16 protein-coding genes are annotated in these 17,350 nt (G+C 43.4%); 8 read left to right on the top strand and 8 right to left on the bottom strand.

What is annotated here, in order from left to right; genetic code table 11:
- From AACM02_RS12205 to AACM02_RS12185, 5 genes are read left to right on the top strand one after another with little or no spacing between them, the layout of a single operon-like run.
- On the top strand, positions 1-1,170 hold the full coding sequence (locus tag AACM02_RS12205) for a PHP domain-containing protein (protein WP_339117126.1): 1,170 nt from the start codon (positions 1-3) through the stop codon (positions 1,168-1,170).
- Positions 1,171-1,172: 2 nt separating this feature from the next.
- Positions 1,173-3,134 carry an SDR family NAD(P)-dependent oxidoreductase gene (locus tag AACM02_RS12200; protein WP_339117125.1) on the top strand — a complete coding sequence of 654 codons (1,962 nt, stop codon included), beginning with the start codon at positions 1,173-1,175 and terminating at the stop codon, positions 3,132-3,134.
- Between the two features lie 17 nt (positions 3,135-3,151).
- On the top strand, positions 3,152-4,435 hold the full coding sequence (locus AACM02_RS12195; RefSeq protein ID WP_339117124.1) for a zinc-binding dehydrogenase: 1,284 nt from the start codon (positions 3,152-3,154) through the stop codon (positions 4,433-4,435).
- A gap of 17 nt (positions 4,436-4,452) precedes the next feature.
- Complete coding sequence (locus AACM02_RS12190; RefSeq protein WP_332456091.1) at positions 4,453-5,751, top strand: class II aldolase/adducin family protein; 1,299 nt, start codon at positions 4,453-4,455, stop codon at positions 5,749-5,751.
- Entirely contained in the window at positions 5,720-6,493 is a 774-nt protein-coding gene (locus AACM02_RS12185) for a biotin/lipoate A/B protein ligase family protein (RefSeq protein ID WP_332456090.1), read from the top strand. Before AACM02_RS12190 ends, AACM02_RS12185 begins: the two co-directional genes overlap by 32 nt.
- On the opposite strand, the gene hemG is transcribed toward AACM02_RS12185, so the two are convergent.
- From hemG to AACM02_RS12145, 8 genes are all read right to left on the bottom strand, one after another.
- On the bottom strand, positions 6,481-7,866 hold the full coding sequence (gene hemG, locus AACM02_RS12180) for a protoporphyrinogen oxidase (protein ID WP_339117123.1): 1,386 nt from the start codon (positions 7,864-7,866) through the stop codon (positions 6,481-6,483). The two genes, AACM02_RS12185 and hemG, sit on opposite strands and share 13 nt — an antisense overlap.
- An 11-nt stretch (positions 7,867-7,877) precedes the next feature.
- Positions 7,878-9,242: an oxygen-independent coproporphyrinogen III oxidase gene (gene hemN, locus AACM02_RS12175; protein ID WP_339117122.1), complete on the bottom strand. Its 1,365-nt coding sequence runs from the start codon at positions 9,240-9,242 to the stop codon at positions 7,878-7,880.
- Position 9,243: 1 nt separating this feature from the next.
- Complete coding sequence (locus AACM02_RS12170) at positions 9,244-10,491, bottom strand: MFS transporter (protein WP_339117121.1); 1,248 nt, start codon at positions 10,489-10,491, stop codon at positions 9,244-9,246.
- A gap of 7 nt (positions 10,492-10,498) precedes the next feature.
- Positions 10,499-12,586, bottom strand: a complete 2,088-nt coding sequence (locus AACM02_RS12165; RefSeq protein WP_339117120.1) for a TonB-dependent receptor domain-containing protein — start codon at positions 12,584-12,586, stop codon at positions 10,499-10,501.
- Between the two features lie 66 nt (positions 12,587-12,652).
- The gene (locus tag AACM02_RS12160; protein WP_339117119.1) at positions 12,653-13,594 is read right to left on the bottom strand and encodes a TIGR01212 family radical SAM protein; all 942 of its coding nucleotides are present in this window, start codon (positions 13,592-13,594) and stop codon (positions 12,653-12,655) included.
- A 77-nt stretch (positions 13,595-13,671) separates the two neighbouring features.
- Positions 13,672-14,112, bottom strand: coding sequence for a hypothetical protein (locus AACM02_RS12155; protein ID WP_321716249.1), 441 nt, complete (start codon positions 14,110-14,112; stop codon positions 13,672-13,674).
- Between the two features lie 18 nt (positions 14,113-14,130).
- Complete coding sequence (locus AACM02_RS12150) at positions 14,131-14,655, bottom strand: hypothetical protein (protein ID WP_339117118.1); 525 nt, start codon at positions 14,653-14,655, stop codon at positions 14,131-14,133.
- On the bottom strand, positions 14,639-15,160 hold the full coding sequence (locus tag AACM02_RS12145; protein WP_332456086.1) for an RNA polymerase sigma factor: 522 nt from the start codon (positions 15,158-15,160) through the stop codon (positions 14,639-14,641). Before AACM02_RS12145 ends, AACM02_RS12150 begins: the two co-directional genes overlap by 17 nt.
- A gap of 155 nt (positions 15,161-15,315) precedes the next feature.
- Here AACM02_RS12145 and AACM02_RS12140 point away from each other — a divergent pair, with 155 nt between their 5' ends.
- The 3 genes from AACM02_RS12140 (at position 15,316) to AACM02_RS12130 (ending at position 17,334) form a co-directional block, all read left to right on the top strand.
- Complete coding sequence (locus AACM02_RS12140) at positions 15,316-15,879, top strand: YIP1 family protein (RefSeq protein ID WP_339117117.1); 564 nt, start codon at positions 15,316-15,318, stop codon at positions 15,877-15,879.
- Positions 15,880-15,943: 64 nt separating this feature from the next.
- A complete protein-coding gene (smpB, locus tag AACM02_RS12135; protein WP_214062021.1) occupies positions 15,944-16,396 on the top strand; it encodes an SsrA-binding protein in 453 nt (150 codons plus the stop codon).
- A complete protein-coding gene (locus tag AACM02_RS12130) occupies positions 16,393-17,334 on the top strand; it encodes a nucleoside recognition domain-containing protein (RefSeq protein WP_339117116.1) in 942 nt (313 codons plus the stop codon). The genes smpB and AACM02_RS12130 overlap by 4 nt, the downstream gene beginning before the upstream one ends.
- The last annotated feature ends 16 nt before the right edge of the window (positions 17,335-17,350 follow it).

Raw genomic sequence — 17,350 nt, 5'->3', positions numbered from 1 at the left:
ATGGATTTACCAAAAGTAAATGCCCATCTGCATACCCCGTTCTCTTTCAGTGCATTCCGCGATATTGACGATGCGCTGGGCAGGGCCGTTGCTGAAAAGGTTAAAGTCGTTGGGATCAACGATTTTTATACTGCCGAAGGTTACGAAGAGTGGATGGAAGGTTGTTCCAAACGTGGACTTTATCCGCTTTTCGGCATCGAGTTTATCAGCCTGAACGAAGAGGATCAAAAAGCAGGTTTGCGGGTGAACGATCCCGGAAATCCAGGACGAACTTACATCAGCGGGAAAGGATTGTTACAGCCCTTTAAGCTGAGTGAGCCTTATGCTTCGCAATTGACGAATGTACGTACAGAGGCTAATAAGCAGGTGGAAGCCATGTGTGAAAAACTGAACGGAATCCTTACTGCTAAAAATGTCGGATTTGTACTCGATATGGATTGGATTAAGGATAATCTGAGTAAGGGTTCTGTTAGGGAACGTCATTTGGCGAAGGCTTTACGCTTGAAAGTTTATGAAAATTCAGGCGATAACCCAACAAGCATAAAAAACCTGCTAGAAGAAATTTTCGATGGAAAAGAACTGAAGTCGGATACTGAAAATCTTGCAGGTGTAGAGAACGAGATCCGTGCTAATCTGTTGAAAGCAGGTGGTTCGGCTTTTGTTCCCGAGACTGTCGAGGCGTTTCTTCCGATGCAGACGGTATGCAAAATCATTCTGGCAGCCGGAGGAATACCTACTTATCCCTTTTTAGCGGATGATGCCCAGGGAAATTATACCGATTTTGAACGTGACCTGGAACACGTGGCAAAACAACTGACCGAGCGTGGGTTTCATTCCGTGGAATTTATTACCACCCGAAACGATATGAACCTGTTGGAGAAGTATGCAACATATCTTCACAACCAGGGTTTTATCGTAACCCTGGGCAGTGAACACAACTCTCCGTCAATGGAACCTATTGAACTTTTTGCCCGCAACCAGACCCCGTTATCGGAAAAATTACTGCGGGTCAACTATGAGGGTGCGTGTATTATTGCAGCTCATCAACATTTGGTTGCCCAGGGACTGAGCGGTTATTTGGATGAACAGGGGAACGCCGACCGCTCAAAAAGAGGTGAGTTTGTGAAATGGGGAGATGAGTTAATCAGAAACACAGTCGGAAAACAATAAAGATGAAAGAAATTCAGGATTTAATATCCATTTCGCGATTCTACGGCAAAGACAGCCGTTTTGTGATCGCCGGAGGGGGAAATACATCGTACAAGAACGAAGAGAAGATCTGGGTGAAAGCCAGTGGTTCATCACTCGAAACAATTACTGAAGATGGCTTTGCCATACTGGATCGCTCGCTACTTAATCCCATGTCTGGAAAGCAATACAGCGAAAATGCTGCCGAACGCGAAGAGCAAGTCAAAAATGATCTTGCTGCGGCTACTGTCACAAAAGGTAAACGCCCGTCGGTAGAAACCTCCATGCACAACGTGATCAACTATGCATTTGTGGTTCACTTACATCCAACGATCGTAAATGGATTAATGTGCGCAGTAAATGTCACCACAGTGTTGGAAAATCTTTTCGGTGAAAAAGTGTTGTACGTGGAATATACCGATCCGGGCTATGTTCTGTTTAAAAAAGTAGACGAGAAAATAAAGGAATATCGCCAGAAATTCAGCGAAGAGCCACAGGTAATCTGGTTGCAGAACCACGGGATTTTTGTGGCTGCAGATAGTATTGAAGAGATAAAATCTATATATGGTTCAATTTTTGCAACACTTGAAAAGGCCGTGAGCATTCCATTGCCGGAAGACGAGAGGAAGGTGTGCCGCTGCGTGAGTGAAGTGTTGCCTGCAATCCGGATGTTGGTTTCTAAGGATAACCTTAAAACCCTGAAAGTTCGCAGGAACGGATTGATAGAATACTTTTGCGAAAGTCCGAAAAACCAGGTAGCCATTGCAAAACCTTTTACTCCCGATGCGATCGTTTACTGCAAGTCTAACTATTTGTTTTTGAACGATGAAACACCTGGACGAGTTCTCGAAAATGCTGAAGAATTGATTCCCGGCTTTGTAAATAAGTTTGGTTATCTGCCAAAAGTTTTGTTGATAAAAGGCATCGGGCTTGTATCCGTGGGAGATAATGCCAGACAATGCGATACCATTCTCGACGTATTTGAGGATGCTATGAAAGTTGCCTTTCTCTCTCAATCGTTTGGCGGTGCACACCCAATGACACAGGCTCAAATTGAATTTATTGATAACTGGGAAGTGGAAAATTACCGCCGCAGTGTTGCTGCCGGAAATGCTTCGGGGCGGGTAGAAAATAAAACCATTGTTGTAACCGGTGCAGCACAAGGTTTTGGCGAGGGAATTGCCGAATGTTTGCTGCGGGAAGGAGCCAATATTGTAGTGGCAGATTTGAACGAAGAGGCAGGACGGAATACGGTTGGGAAGTTTAATGGCCTGGCGAAAAGTAACCGGGCAATTTTTGTGAAAACAAATGTTTCCGAAATTTCAAGCCTCGACAACCTGGTGCAGGAGACTGTCTGTCATTTTGGTGGAATTGACTGCTTTATTAGCAACGCCGGTGTGTTGAGAGCCGGTGGGCTAGAAGATATGACACCCGAAAACTTCGACTTTGTCACAAAGATCAACTACAATGCCTATTTCTATTGTACAAAAGTAGTGAGCCAAGTAATGAAGCTGCAAACGAAATATGCATCAAGCGATTATTTTGCCGATATCATTCAAATAAATTCGAAATCGGGACTTCGCGGAAGCAAGGCTAACTTTGCATATGCTGGTGGGAAGTTCGGAGGAGTTGGACTTACGCAGTCCTTTGCACTGGAACTGGCTCCCTTCAGGATAAAAGTCAATTCGGTCTGCCCTGGCAATTACTACGAAGGCCCGCTCTGGAGTGATCCCGAAAATGGGTTGTTTGTACAATACCTGAATGCAGGAAAAGTACCCGGTGCCAAAACTATTGACGATGTGAAAGCGTTCTATCTGGCACAGGTGCCGATGCGAAAAGGTTGCACACCCGGGGATGTTACCAAGGGGGTACTGTATCTGATGGAGCAATGCGGCGAAACTGGACAGGCATTGCCTGTTACCGGTGGACAAGTAATGTTGAATTAATAAAATCATAGCAAAAAATGAAAACAAGAGCAGTCCGTTTGTACGGCAAAAAAGATCTCAGGCTGGAAGAGTTTGAATTGCCGGCCATTAAGGACGACGAGATACTTGCAAAAGTAGTTTCTGATTCATTGTGTATGTCGTCTTACAAGGCATCCTCGCAAGGCGCGGAACACAAACGGATCCCCGATAATGTAGCCGAAAACCCCATCATCATCGGTCATGAGTTTGCCGGAGAATTACTGGAAGTTGGCAGCAAGTGGGCGCATAAGTTCAAAGCAGGTGATAAATTCTCCATTCAGCCGGCCCTGTATTACGAAAACGGGCCTGTTGGTATTCTGAGCGCTCCTGGTTATAGTTACTCGTATATTGGAGGTGACGCAACCTATGTGGTGATTCCGAATGAAGTGATGGAGCGAGATTGCCTCCTGGCTTATCACGGTGAAGGGTATTATCCTGCTTCATTGGCCGAACCGCTTTCGTGTGTTATTGGAGCCATGCACGCCAATTATCATACCACTCCGGGCAGTTACCGGCATAAGATGGAAATAATTGACGGCGGAAAGATGGCTATTCTTGCCGGAGTAGGTCCAATGGGGCTGGCCGCGATCAATTTCGTGCTCCGTCGCGAAGAAGTAAAGCCATCCTTACTGGTGGTTACCGATATCGACCAGACACGGCTCGACCGTGCAGCATCCATCTATACCGTTGAGTTCGCCGCTTCACGCGGAATCGATCTGAAGTACATCAATACAGGAAAGATGGAGAATCCCGTGGAAGAGCTGAAAGCAATCAGTGGCGGAGCAGGTTTCGATGATGTCTTTGTGTTTGCTCCCGTAAAGTCTGTTGTAGAACAAGGGGATGCTATTCTTGGATTTGACGGATGCCTGAACTTTTTTGCCGGCCCTGACAACCCGAACTTCAGTGCCATGTTGAATTTCTATAATGTTCATTACGCCTATACGCATATTGTCGGCACCAGCGGTGGAAATAACGACGATATGGTAGAAGCATTGGACATCATGAGCAAAGGGTTGGATCCTGCCGGATTGGTTACTCATATCGGAGGCTTGAATGCTGTTGCTGAAGCGACTAACAACCTGCCCCATATTCCTGGAGGTAAAAAATTGATTTATACACATATAGAAATGCCGCTTACCCCCATTTCCGATTTTGCAAGTTTGGGAGAAACCGACGGTCTCTTTAAGAAATTAGCTGAAATCTGTGACCGGCATAACGGTTTGTGGAGCGTAGAAGCAGAAGCATACCTCTTGTCTAACCATCCCTCAATCCGTACCCCATAACCCGAAACTGGCATCATATGAAACAACTAGACATTCATTTAATGCATCCGGTAGAGCAGATCAACATAATTATCGGACGAATTTACCGAAGCGGAATGACCACCACTTCCGGTGGAAATATTTCCATCCGGGATGATAACGGAGATATCTGGATCACACCGTCGGGCGTGGATAAAGGAAATCTGACCACCAAGGACATTATGTGTGTAAAAAAAGATGGAGCCGTCGTAGGCCTTCACAAACCATCTTCAGAATATCCTTTCCACAGGGCGATTTACGAATCTCGTCCGGATATAACGGCAATCATTCATGCTCATCCACCGGCGCTGGTCGCTTTCAGCATCGCCGGCACTGTCCCCGATACCAAGATTGTTCCGCAGGCGCATAATGTCTGTGGCGATATCGGTTTTGCGCCTTATGGCACACCTGGGAGTGAAGACCTTGGAAAAAAAATTGCCGGTGTGTTTCAAGACAAACGTTTCCGGGCCGTAATTATGGAAAATCACGGTGTTGTGCTGGGCGGGACCGATATGATGGACGCTTATCAGCGGTTTGAAACCTTGGAGTTTTGCTGCCGTACCATCGTGAATGCAGGTAAACTCGGAAAAGTAAAATATCTTTCTGACGAACAGGTGGCAAGCTATGTGAACCATATCCCGAGGAATATTTCACATTTTATGGATGTAGAATATCCGTCTGATGAACGTGCTTTACGTACCGAAATGGTTAATATCATTCGCCGGTCATGCGATCAGGGCTTGATGATTTCTACGTATGGAACGGTGAGTGTACGGTGGCGTAACGATGACTTTTTAATAACGCCCCGTGATGTTGCCCGTTGGGATATTTTGCCGAGCGATATTGTACAAATCAAAAACGGAATGGCAGAAGCAGGAAAAATACCCAGCCGTTCGGTAGCGCTTCACCAACGGATTTATCAGCTTAATCCGCACATCAATTCCATTATCTGCACTCAACCCATCAACCTGATGGCACACGCTGTGAGCGGAAGCAAGTTTGATGTACGTACGATTCCCGAAAGTTGGATCTTCCTGCAGGACGTGCCTTCGATTCCGTTCGGACTGATTTATAACGAGATTGACGGTGTAGCAAAAATGTTTCGTGAAAACCGGGTGATTTTGGTGGAGAACGACAGTGTCTTTGTTACAGGAGATAAATTGCTCAACACTTTCGATTACCTGGAAGTTGCCGAATTTTCGGCCAATTCTCTCGTGATGGCTTCTGCTATCGGACCGTTGAAACCTATCGGGGACAAGGAGATAGATGACCTTCGTATCGCCTTTAATGTTGGATAAGTTCAATTTGAATACGAAACTTATTTTTTCTCCCTCAACCGTACCGGCTTTTAACCTGGCTGCGGAGGAATACCTTTTTTCCGTCCGGGAAGATTATCTCTTCCTGTATGTAAATAATGCAAGTGTTATTGTTGGCTATAATCAGGCGGTGGTGAACGAAGTGGACATGGACTTTTGTATTGAGAAAGATATTCGCATTATCCGGCGTTTATCGGGTGGAGGAGCTGTTTATCACGATTCAGGAAACCTGAACTACGCTTTTATATCCGATAAGAAAGAAATGCCGCTCAGCGCCGATTTTCTTTTGCCCGTGATACATGTGCTTCAGCAGCTGAATATTCCCGTTGAAACCGGAAAGAGAAAAGACTTATGGTTACCCGGTGGGTACAAGGTTTCGGGTACCGCGTCGCATGTGTCAAAAGGCCGTGAATTGCATCACGGGACATTGCTTTACGAAAGCAATCTAGAACATTTGAAACGTTCGCTAAGTCCGGAAAAAAGAAACCTTATAACCAAGGCAACGGCTTCCGTACCCAGTCCGGTGAAAAACATAAGTTCTTTTTTGAAAGAAGAAAAAAGGAACCCCTTTTCTTTCCGGGAATTTGTAAAGCGGTTTGTAGATGAATCGATGAAATATTTTAACATTGCCGGGCTAACCTCATTCTCTCCGGCTGAGGTGGAAGCTATAGAAACATTGCAACGTGAGAAATATTCGCAACGTACGTGGAATTATAAGATGTGACTTTTCTGATTTATCTCATTGGCCAATTTTGTTCCTTGAATAATGCGATGCGCCATTCCTACTCCGTCCCTCAGGTTACCGGCTATATGCAAGCCGGGAAATTTTCTTTCCAATTCCGATATCGTTTTCAATCGTTCTTCCGAAGAGATTTCATATTGGGGAATAGCATTCGGATGACGAAATATTTTAATCAAATCGGGCATTTTGTTTTCCGGGAATTTCAGCATGCGATGAAAAGCTTTTACCGTTTTTTCTTCAATCTCCGTGTCAGATAACTGCGTTAAATCTACTCGCTTTGTTCCACCCATAAAGAAAGAAAAAAGAGCGCCGTTTTCCGGACATCTTTTGTCAAAACAAGAGAACGGAAAAAGAATTCCCAAGAAATCCTCTTTGTCTTTAGATGATACTAATCCGCCAAAAGCGCTGAATGTTAATTCCTCACGTTCTTTTACTCCTACTGCCACTTGAACGATTGGGGCGTAGCGCAGATTGCTTATCTTTTCAATTTCGTTATAAGGAATAAACGGTAGGAGTGGCGGCAAAGCATAAGCTCCTACGGTGGTTATTACGTGGCGGCAGGTAAAATTAAGTTCTTTTCCGTTTTGTGTGCATTCAATCTGCCATGCTCTGTTTTTAGAATTTTGTGAAACGAAGGTGCCGGTTGCAGAAAGAAACAGGTTTTCTGTTCCGATATGTTTTTGCATGGCTTTGGGTAAATTCTCCATGCCGCCTTTTACCGAAAAAATACCTTTTGGAGTTTTAGACCGGGAGTCTCTTTTATTTTCGCAGGATTTTTTTATGCTTCCTCCGATAAAACTACCGTAGGTTTGTTCCAGACTATAGAGCTTTGGCAATGCGTGACGGGTAATGAGTGTTTCGGCATCGCCGGCGTAAACTCCCGATAAGAACGGGTCGATAGCGTAATTGACAAACGATTTTCCTAAACGGCGGGCACCCAACGCTGCTATGGACTCGTCGGGGTTGCTGCCTCTCTTTCGAAAAGGTTCCCCCAGTATCCGCAACTTATCACTAAAAGTAAACAAGGGAGTGCTAATTCCGCTCCATAAACCGGTGGGCAGAGCGTGAAACCGGCCGTTTTTCCATATCCATCTGCTCTCCGATTCTTTGCGGGCAAATTCTATTTCGCAATCGGGCTGCAGTACATTAAATAAATTAATCACTTCTTCTGATGCGCTTGCCCCGGTATTTGGCCCCGACTCAAACACAAAGCCATTTTCATGAAATGTTTGTATTTGTCCGCCTACGCGATTACTCTTTTCAAGAATTGCTACCGACAATCCTCTGTTTTTCAGAAGTAAAGCAACAGTTAATCCGGTAAGTCCGGCCCCTATTATTACTACGTCTTTTTCCATTAGGCTAATCATTATATCGGTTTTGAAAATGTTTTATCCGATTGCAGCAAAAGCTTGTCGAGCGATGCCGCTACATTTCTTACAAACGGAGATCCTTTTTGTTTCATTCTTATTTCCTGTTCAGACCACTCAGTGATGCCGTCATCAGCAAATTCCTGTAATTTTTTTTCGTCGTACGTCGTTGCAGATTTTACTTCTGCAACAGATAGCTTAACTCTGTCGGCTATTTCTTGCCAGTTTATCCTGTTATTACACATAAGATCCGTGATGACTTCGCGTAAGATTTGTTCTTCTTGGCTAAGCGCATATCCTTTTTTTACCGGAATATGTCCTTTGTTTATGGTTTCTATGTATTCGTTTATGCTTTTGGTATTTTGTGTATAAGCAGAGGTAAGTTGCGAAATGGCTGTGACGCCAAAAGCATAAACCTGTCCGGTTGTACGTCGGGTACAATATCCCTGAAAATTTCGATGCAGTGTATGGTTTTGCCGGGCAATGGATAATTCGTCGTTTTGTTTGACAAAATGGTCTATTCCTACTTGAATATAGCCGGCGTGAAGCAATAGTTTTTGTGCATTTTCGTAGATGTTACTTTTCAGTTCGTCCTGTGGTAATGGATTTCTTTCGAGAAGTTGCTGCCGTGGAAATATATGCGGAACGTGAGCATAAGAAAAAGTTACAAGGCGGTCGGGAGAAAGTGCGATGGCTTGTTGAATTGTCTCTTCGAAGCTTTCCGTTGTTTGCAGGGGCAATCCGTAAATAAAATCGAAATTGATGTGAATATTTCTGTTTCGCAGCGCGGTAACTATTCTATCGATAGGGACTTGGGGTGCTTTACGGTTACAGGCTTTTAATACTGCATTGTTGAAGTCCTGAATGCCAATGCTTATTCTGTTGAATCCTGCATCTGCCAGCAATTCAAAATCGTGCTCGTCCATGTATCCCGGATGACATTCGATGGCTATCTCGGGGTTGTCAATGCATTCGAATTTTTGCAGTAACAACGAGTTGATTTCCTTAATGTAAGATAATGGTATTGCCGTGGGCGACCCTCCACCAAAATGAATTTGCGATATTTTTCTCCCGGGGCTTATCTTTTCACAGACCAAATTTATTTCTCTTTTTATGGCGTCCCTGTATTCTCTTACCTCTTGCTCTTGCTGCATAGGAAAAGAGTTGCATCCGCAATAATAGCACATTCGTTTGCAAAACGGGATATGGATGTAGAAAGAGAGGTGATTGGGTTCTTGAGTGTTGGAGTGTGTAATAGCTTCCCAAAATTGAGACTCTGCAAAATTATCGTGAAAGAAATTTGCAGGCGGATAACTGGTATAGCGGGGTACAGGAGTATTGTATTTTGAAATTAAATGATCCATTTTATTCGTTATGTGAAGTATTTGGAATTTGTTCCATTTCAAGTTTATCCATTGAAAAAGGAGGACGATAAAACCACACGAAAACGAACGAAATTACTGCCAGAGAAATCTCTAATGCGAATAATCCGTCGTATCCGAAAATATCTCCAATTCGTGAACAAATAATGGCAACGATCATAGAACTTAGATGCGTAATAACAATTTGCATAGTAAAATCAGTACCTTCCCTGCCTTCTCGCACATTGTCCATCGATGTGGTATAAACTATAGTGGAAGCCATACCGTAAGTGCCCCATACGAGAGCAATTCCTGCCATTATTGCCACGAGACTGTGGACGTTTCCCGAAGCGTGCACCCACAGGAAATAGCTTGCCGTGGCAACGATAAGCAGCGATATGATTCGTCGTGATTTTTCTCGCCCGATCTTTCGGATAAACAGCCCCGAAAGGAACGAACAGAAGATGCCGGTAGCCGTTCCGAAAACACCTATCATTGCCCCGATTTCTTTCATATCGTAGCCCAGATCTACCATCAACGGCCGGAGAATGGAGAGAATGCCGATCACTCCCGAATAAAACAAAAAGAGGAATAACACGTGTTTGCCAATTCCTTTCTGTTTAAAGAACAGGTACATGTCTTGTGGGCGAGCCTTACTTTTATTTTGCCGTTCGCGTAATCTTAGGTTTATATTTAATTGCAGTGGAACAAGCGCCAGTAATACAAATATGGCAACCCACGGTAGCATTTTACCCCATCCGATTTGCTGAAAGAGCAGTAGGAGGAATCCCCCGCCTACCATGCTTCCTGTAAACGAACCCATAGACTGCATGCTGTTGAGCAAGCTGTTATCGCGGCGTTCAAAAGACCTGGCAGCCAACGCATCTGTGGCAATATCCTGAGTAGCCGATGAAATAAATGCAAGAAGAATCAACCCGATGATGAGCGTGAAATTTGTTTGCAGGTTGAGCATAGCCACAACAAAAATGAGCAGGGCGTAGACTATTTCCGAACCCAAAATCCATCGCTTGTAATCGTTTATGCTATCGCATTTTCTATCGATTATCGGTGACCACAGAAATTTCATGATCCACGGCAACTTTATTAGTTTCAGCAGCGCGATGGCCACGAGAGAATAGTCGCCTTGCCGCATTAAGATAGGTAAAACCGAAGAGAAAAAGCTCATCGGAATGGATTGGGCGATATAGAGTGTGAAAAAGGTAAAGAGATTGTACGATTTATCTATTTTCATTTTTGCTTCAGAAGTCTAAAGTCAAGCTGATCCCAACGGATAAAGGCTTGCCTTGTTTTCCACGTTTTCGTCCGCCTACCTCAAAAAAGTAACCTAAATATTGAGTGTTGGTGATGTTTTTTCCCCAGAGTGAAAAGCTTACATTGCCGTTTCTTGCGGTTACGCTTGTATTAAGTAAGCCATAGAACGGTTGTTGTACGGTATTGCTCTCGTGCCAGAACATTACACCAATACCGGTATAGTTTGCGTTAAAACTTATTTCATCGGAAAATTCGTTGGTTGTGTGGATCGTATAGTCAGCGTTTACCGAAACTGTATTACGCGGGACAAAAGGTAAAAACTTACCGCTATAATCGATATCATTACTGTATTGATATTTCGTAAACGTTGCATGCGTAAAGCCGTATGCGACATCTATCCCGAAGTTTTTAAAAGGGGTTGCGTTAAGTGTAGCTTCAAATCCTTGGCTTACAGAACTACCGGCGTTAAATATTTTTATTCCTTGTTGGTCCAGGTGTTGCTTAATTTGTTGATTGTAGGTGTTGATGCAAAACAGAGCTACCTCTGCAAAAAGTTTTTCGGGTATGATCCAACCCTTGCTTCCCAGTTCATAGTTCCAACTGTATTCGGGTTCGAATGTCCGTTGCAGGGGTGTATCGAAAACGGTATTAAATCCGCCTGTTTTATAGCCTTTTGCAACGGTAAGATAGAATTGTGATTGATGAGTGGGTAAATATTGGAGTGATGCTTTCGGTGTCCATTGTGAAAAGGTAAGTGGCGAATCGAAATCGTTAATTAATTGTGCTTCACTCTCGATTATTTTATGTTCTTCGTGAATAGAATTTGCTTTCTCATAATCATACCGAAAACCGGCTTCAACACGGAGTTTAGACGTAATGTTGAGTGTGGATTGATGAAACAGGGCAATTCCCCGGCTATAATCATCGTATCTTTTTTCGAGTTTATACTTTGGGGTCCTCAAGTTCATAAATACATCGGTAGCACGATCGATACTGTGGTTGAAAGCAAACACGCCAAAATTCCATCCGTAAATATTGTCGTCAAGTCCTTTCAAGATGATTTCTTCGGATATTAGTCGTTGTTTTTCTGATTGAATGGCAAAATACAGATTTTTGGGTGAGCCGTCCTGGTCAACTTCATACGTATCGTTTAAGTGCTGAACGGAGGTTTGCGATCTGATGGCGATGTAATCGTTGTAATAGTTTATCTGAAGGCCTCCATCGTATAGTTTTCGTTTATAATAGCTGGGATGATCTGTGCTTACAGAATCAACGAGAAGTGTTTTGTTATTTACATCTCCATAAGAAAAAGCACCTTGGTGAGTATTCTCGAAATTATTAGTTAGGCGGATATTCATTTGTGGTAAAGGCCGCCATTCAAAGCGTGTATTTACAGAAGCTGAACCTAGATAATTGGCCTTTTTCCCCGTATGAACATTTGTGATGTGACCGCTGTAATAATTGTAGTTTCCGGCAATGCTGTGGGCGAATTTGTCGTTCGCTTTGCCGAGATGAGAAAGCGTAACGGAAGTTTCGTCGTAACTCCCGTAGCGAAGTTGAAGACGGGTGCCTTGATAGCGGAAAGGAGAACGAGTATGTACGAGAATGGTGCCCCCCATGGCATTTCTGCCGTAAAGTGTGCCTTGTGGTCCTCGCAGGAACTCCACTTTGTCAATATCCAACAAATTGATATCGAACGATGATTTTTCAAAATGTGGAATTCCATCAACATACATCGCTACGCCGGGAGTGTTTATAAGCGCACCAACACCTCTGATGAAAACCGAGGAGGTGAGGCGTGTGTCGCGGTCGATGATCATAAAGTTGGGAATAATTCCGGTAAAACCTTTCATTTCGCTGATCTGTTGCCGCTCCATAAGTTGTGAGGTAACCACGCTTGCCGCCATTGGCCTCATGAGTTTGTTGTTTTCATGCTTGAATGTGGAAACCACCAACGTATCTAAGTTGTAATGTCGTAGGGAGTCTTTTTCAATAGCAGAAATTGGAATGATAAGGTAAAGAAAAAGGAATAAAATACCGCTTTTTTGTAGTGAAAACGATTTTCTAAAGTGCATTTGATTTGTGTATAAATTTTAAATTCAACGTACAAAGTAAATGCGTTTTTGTTAAAAAAAAAATCACTACTTGTAGTGATTCTTATGGGAGTGGAGTTTTCCCTGAAACGTATTTTTTCCCTTAAATCGTTTCTTTACTTTTTCTGTCAACTCATAATTTTTCAATCCCCAATCAGGTGCAATAAGCAGTGATTTTGGTGATTGGGACGCAAATCGTTCAATATAAAAATCGGGATTCAGCCGTTCTGCGAAATCAACGCATAAATCCACATACTCTTCAAGTCCGAAAAGGTGAAACGACTCTGGAAGCAACCTGAACTCTTTGGCCATAGCCGTCCCTCTAATAATTTGTAACTGGTGGAGTTTTACGGTTGTCAGCGGTAATTTTGAGATTTCTACGGCGTGACTTAGAATGTCTTCATCTGTTTCTCCCGGTAACCCCAGAATTAAATGTACACCTACTGGAACTTCCCTTTCTGCTGTTCTTGTAATGGCTTCAACAGATTCCTCCCAGGTGTGTTGACGGTTTACACGCTCCAGCGTTTTATTTAATGTACTTTCTACTCCATATTCGATTAAAACGAACGTTTTTTTGTTGAGCTCTGCAAAATAATCCAGCAACTCATCCGGCATGCAATCGGGCCGGGTGCCTATGATGATGCCCACAACATCAGGATAGGCAAGCGCTTCTTCGTACATCTCGATGAGTTTTTCTACGTTATCGTACGTGTTGGTGTACGATTGAAAGTATGCCAGGTATTTCATTTCGGGATACTTGTGCGAAAAGAAACTAATACCGTCAGCCAACTGTTCCGATATGCTTTTTGTCGGTTTGCCATACCCCGGACTGAAGCTTTGGTTGTTGCAGTAGGTACATCCTCCGCGGCCCTTGCTTCCATCCCTGTTGGGGCACGTAAAGCCGGCATTGATGGAAATCTTTTGAACTTTAAAGGGAAATCTCTGCGTGAGAAATTCTGAAAAATCGCGGTAGGGTTTGGTTGGTTGCATCTGTTGACCTTTGGTTGTTAAACGGAAACACGATATCGCATCCTATTTCCGTAAAGTGTTTGTATTTAAAAGTAGAGTTATTTTCTGGGAGCGTATACATTCAATGTAACCATAATGTTGCCGGGATTTTTTATAAAACTGACTTTTGCTATCCCTTTATCGGTATTTTTCTCATACGTTTCCACCCTGTTTTTCCCGTTTCTTACGATCGAAACCTGTTCGTATTTATCGGCTTTGAGAGCGTTTTCCACTTCCCGGGTAAAACTTTCGTCCAGCGATTTGTCGGCCGAATTCAACGTGAGCATTTGACGTCCCAGGCTTGTTGTCGATTTGTCGAACACCCAGACGTCTACGTTTCCGGCATCGTTCAGCCTATCCATCATGCTCGCTTTTTTCTGATACACATAATTGAAACGCTCATCCTCCATATATTTGTCGAACAACTTTTCGAGTTGTTGAGCCGATGCTCCGGCAACAAAAACGGTTGCCAAAAATAAAATTGAAAGAATTTTTTTCATATTTGTAGGGTTTATAAATTATTGTTTCACAGATTCTATATAATTGATTTTTTGCGATAAGTCGTCAAAGATCCTGTCGGCATCCATTTCGGTTTGTATGACATTTGCTTCTACAATCGGTTTATAGCTGGTGCGGATGATTTCATCGGCTTGCATAAACATTTTATCGGCGTATTGTTGCGCCTTTTGCGGATTGGTTACTTCATTGCCGTTTATGAAAACCAGGTAATCGCCTGACGGTATTCCGACTTTGTTTTTATGCGGAAACAAAGTAACGACCAGGAGAGTAACTGCAGCGATACTTGCTGCAGCGATCCATAATTTCCAGATTGGAAACGGTTTTTTACGGTTCTTTTCTGCCGGAATTTCAAAAACGGGAGCAGCAATTTGTTTTTCTTTATCGAAAGCAATAAACAGGGGTTTATATATTTCGTGCTGAGGCAAAACGGTCCTGCTCCGGAAATATTCCTTCAGCCTGCTTTCCTCTTCGGGCAATGTCTTGCCTTCAAAATAATTGTTCAGTATGTTATCTATGTTGTTCATAAAGCAGTTTCTCCTGTTGTTGATGAGTTAGAATCATTTCGCGGAGTTTTTTTCGGGCTCGCGACAGGTTTACGGTAACGGCATTCTCCGTTATCGACATGATTTCGGCAATTTCCTTAACCTCCATCTCCTCCACGTCTTTCATCCGGACAATGGTTCGTTGCATCTCGGGTAGCAAGTCAATCATCCTGCTGATGGTGTTTACCGTATCGGCCTCCTCCGTAAGCTGATGCGGACCGGGTGCAGGGTATGTCGCGTTAGCAGGAATTTCCCCGTTGGGTTGTTGTTTTCGCAGCCAATCAATGCACAAGTTTCGCATCGATGTCAGCACAAAGGCCTGCTGGTTTTCGATTATTTCCAACTGCCCGCGCTTTTCCCACAACCGCATCATCAATTCCTGATAGGCATCCTGCGACAGGCTTTCGTCTTTTAATACCGAGCGTGCCATGCGATACAGCTTATCGGAATAGCACAGGATTTGATGTTGAAATTGCTGAGCGTTCATACACATATATAGACGGGAAGCCGGAAAAAATCTTACACCGGTTGGCGGATTTTTTTCAAAGGTAACAAAAAAAATAACCTGCCTGACTGATGTTCTATTCCCGGTAATTAGTTTCGCAAGAAATCATTACCTTTGCACTTCAAAATCAAAAGGTAATGTTTGCAACGATCATTAAAACGATTTATTGTTTAATTGCTTCACCGCGAAAAGGATGGAGAAGAATTTCTGATAGAGATGCTGGACAACAGGATTTTATCAACAACTTCCTGTTTCCCGTTTTTGGGTTCATTGCCATTCCATCTTTTATTGGCGGAATGTGGCTCGCCGATAACGGTGGAATCCATTGGGCGTTAAAACAGGTGGTTATCGTGGTGTCGGCGCTTTTTGGCGGATTTTATCTGGTATCGTATGCATTAAACGAGCTTTTCCCTAAATTTGGGTTAGGTAAAAAGTTGCATGCCGCACAATTATTTGTGGGTTATTCATCGGTGGTGCTATACCTCTTGTTTTTCCTGATACCCCTCTTGCCGGGAGCTGTTTTTTTGTGGTTTGCTGTGATTTATACGTTGTATATCGTTTACGCAGGTGCCGGTGATTTTTTACACATGACGGCAAACAAAAAGTTGAGTTTCACCGTTATTGCATCATTGCTTATTGTTGTTGTACCTCTGGCAATAAAAATATTATTGGAATTTGTGATAAATTTATTGCCCGGTTAAGAAAGCTATTCACTCAACAAAACAGTCTGAAGTCTGACATTTGATCTCCAATAGTCTCAAAGAAATGAAACAAGCACCCATAAATATAAAAAACAAACGGGCCACGTTTGATTACGAACTGCTCGAAACTTACACCGCGGGTATTGTGCTTACCGGAACCGAAATAAAATCGATTCGCCTTGGCAAGGCTAGTCTGGTGGATACCTATTGCCTGCTTGAGAAAGGCGAACTCTGGGTGCGGAATATGCATATCGCCGAATATTTTTACGGAACCTACAACAACCACGTGGCACGGCGCGACCGAAAACTGTTGCTGAACCGGAACGAATTGCGAAAGCTTACCCGTGCGACCAAGGAAACCGGATTCACGATTGTGCCCATACGATTGTTCATCAATGAAAAAGGGCTGGCAAAGCTGGTTATTGCGGTGGCAAAGGGAAAAAAGCAATACGATAAACGGCAATCGCTGAAAGAGAAGGAAGACAAACGCTCAATGGACAGGATGTTTAAAAAATGAATTTTCTCAAACAGATACTTTTCCCGTCTTTCAGAAAATCAGGAAGTACAACGATATGGCTGCTCAAAATTATTTTACCCATCTCGTTGCTGGTTCGTTTTCTTGATTATTTTGGGGCTTTGGCTTTCATTGCACAGTTCCTTGACCCCGTTTTCCTGCATCTCGGTTTGCCCGGAAGCACGGCAATTATATTCATCACCAGTATCTTCCTTCCCCTCTATGCGCCGTTGGCAATTATAATGTCAATGACGGTGACGTTGCGTGAACTGACTATTCTGGCATTGATGTGCCAGATAGCGCATAATTTACCCGTAGAAAGCGCTATCCAGGCAAAAACGGGCACATCGTTCTGGTCCATGTTTTCCTTACGGATTGTTGTCAGCATATTGGTCGGGGTGCTGCTTAACCTGATCCTTCCGGCTGATATGGGAATGCCCTTGTTCGTCAAGGTAAATGCTGAACTGCCAACCTCTGTTGCAGACGTGCTGGTGCTGTGGTTGAAGGGTTCGGTTCAGATGGCATTGCTGATATTCTTCATTGTTACCGTTCTGAACGTTATTTATAAGTTGTTGGAACAAAACAACATGCTAGTAAGGTTGTCGAAAGCTATTGAATCTGTTTTACGTTTTTTCGGTCTGTCGGAGAGCACCGGATTCCTTTGGCTTATCGGTTATATCGTTGGGCTGGCTTACGGTGGAGCGTTGATGATTGACCAGATGAAGGAGGGAAAAGTAACGCGGTCGGATGCCGAATTATTAAACTACCACCTGGCGGTTTCCCATTCCGTCATTGAGGATAATTTATTGTTCGTGGCGCTGGGAGTATCGGTCTGGTGGATATTGGGTGTAAGGTTGGTGGTAGCCTGGCTGGTGGTTTGGGTTCGGCGGATTTTTTTAAAAATGAAGCGAAAAGCCATGTATTCGTATAAGAATATTTAATTTGACATTTTGTTAA

It is taken from the genome of Petrimonas sp. (assembly GCF_963921705.1).
Lineage (GTDB): Bacteria > Bacteroidota > Bacteroidia > Bacteroidales > Dysgonomonadaceae > Petrimonas > Petrimonas sulfuriphila.
Note: the sequence above shows the minus strand (reverse complement) of the source record. Positions and strands in the feature narration are given on the sequence as shown.

Coding starts and splice junctions, on each gene's coding strand:
- AACM02_RS12205 (WP_339117126.1), top strand. CDS start 1: ATGGATTTACCAAAAGTAAATGCCCATCTGCATACCCCGTTCTCTTTC.
- AACM02_RS12200 (WP_339117125.1), top strand. CDS start 1,173: ATGAAAGAAATTCAGGATTTAATATCCATTTCGCGATTCTACGGCAAA.
- AACM02_RS12195 (WP_339117124.1), top strand. CDS start 3,152: ATGAAAACAAGAGCAGTCCGTTTGTACGGCAAAAAAGATCTCAGGCTG.
- AACM02_RS12190 (WP_332456091.1), top strand. CDS start 4,453: ATGAAACAACTAGACATTCATTTAATGCATCCGGTAGAGCAGATCAAC.
- AACM02_RS12185 (WP_332456090.1), top strand. CDS start 5,720: ATGACCTTCGTATCGCCTTTAATGTTGGATAAGTTCAATTTGAATACG.
- hemG (WP_339117123.1), bottom strand. CDS start 7,866: ATGGAAAAAGACGTAGTAATAATAGGGGCCGGACTTACCGGATTAACT.
- hemN (WP_339117122.1), bottom strand. CDS start 9,242: ATGGATCATTTAATTTCAAAATACAATACTCCTGTACCCCGCTATACC.
- AACM02_RS12170 (WP_339117121.1), bottom strand. CDS start 10,491: ATGAAAATAGATAAATCGTACAATCTCTTTACCTTTTTCACACTCTAT.
- AACM02_RS12165 (WP_339117120.1), bottom strand. CDS start 12,586: ATGCACTTTAGAAAATCGTTTTCACTACAAAAAAGCGGTATTTTATTC.
- AACM02_RS12160 (WP_339117119.1), bottom strand. CDS start 13,594: ATGCAACCAACCAAACCCTACCGCGATTTTTCAGAATTTCTCACGCAG.
- AACM02_RS12155 (WP_321716249.1), bottom strand. CDS start 14,112: ATGAAAAAAATTCTTTCAATTTTATTTTTGGCAACCGTTTTTGTTGCC.
- AACM02_RS12150 (WP_339117118.1), bottom strand. CDS start 14,655: ATGAACAACATAGATAACATACTGAACAATTATTTTGAAGGCAAGACA.
- AACM02_RS12145 (WP_332456086.1), bottom strand. CDS start 15,160: ATGAACGCTCAGCAATTTCAACATCAAATCCTGTGCTATTCCGATAAG.
- AACM02_RS12140 (WP_339117117.1), top strand. CDS start 15,316: ATGTTTGCAACGATCATTAAAACGATTTATTGTTTAATTGCTTCACCG.
- smpB (WP_214062021.1), top strand. CDS start 15,944: ATGAAACAAGCACCCATAAATATAAAAAACAAACGGGCCACGTTTGAT.
- AACM02_RS12130 (WP_339117116.1), top strand. CDS start 16,393: ATGAATTTTCTCAAACAGATACTTTTCCCGTCTTTCAGAAAATCAGGA.